This is a genomic window from Neisseria sp. P0021.S007 (genome assembly GCF_051956855.1).
Map to the genome: position 1 here is coordinate 1 of NZ_JBQCXA010000737.1, position 616 is coordinate 616.

Here is a 616-nt window from a genome sequence, read left to right on the forward strand (position 1 = left end):
GTCTTGTGCTAATTCTTCTTTGGCAATGCGGAAGGCTTCGCCCATGCCGACGATTTGATGGGTCGGCAATGTGCCGGAACGGAAACCGCGTTCGTGACCGCCGCAGTGCATTTGGGCTTCGAGGCGGACGCGTGGTTTACGGCGTACATACAGGGCGCCGATGCCTTTAGGGCCGTATACTTTGTGGCCGGACATAGACAACAAATCAACTTTGGCTGCTTCAACGTCGACAGGTACTTTGCCGCATGCTTGTGCTGCGTCAACGTGGAAAATTATTTTGCGTTCGCGGCAGATTTCGCCAATGGCAGGAATATCTTGAACCACGCCGATTTCGTTGTTTACCCACATGACGGAAACGAGGATGGTGTCTTCGCGGATGGCGGCTTTCAGTACGTCTAAATCAACCAAGCCGTTTTCTTGTACGTCCAGATAAGTTACTTCGTAACCTTGGCGTTCGAGTTCGCGCATGGTGTCGAGCACGGCTTTGTGCTCGGTTTTTACGGTGATGAGGTGGTTGCCTTTAGATTTGTAGAAGTGCGCCGCGCCTTTGATGGCGAGGTTGTTGGACTCGGTTGCGCCGCTGGTAAAAACGATTTCTTTAGAGTCGGCGTTAATC

Annotated in this window: 1 protein-coding gene; it reads right to left on the reverse strand. The window is 52.3% G+C overall.

From position 1 onward, the window contains the following. Positions 1-616, reverse strand: a 616-nt coding sequence (locus ACTHUR_RS15680; protein ID WP_440399570.1) for an aminotransferase class V-fold PLP-dependent enzyme, incomplete at both ends; no start/stop codon positions are given.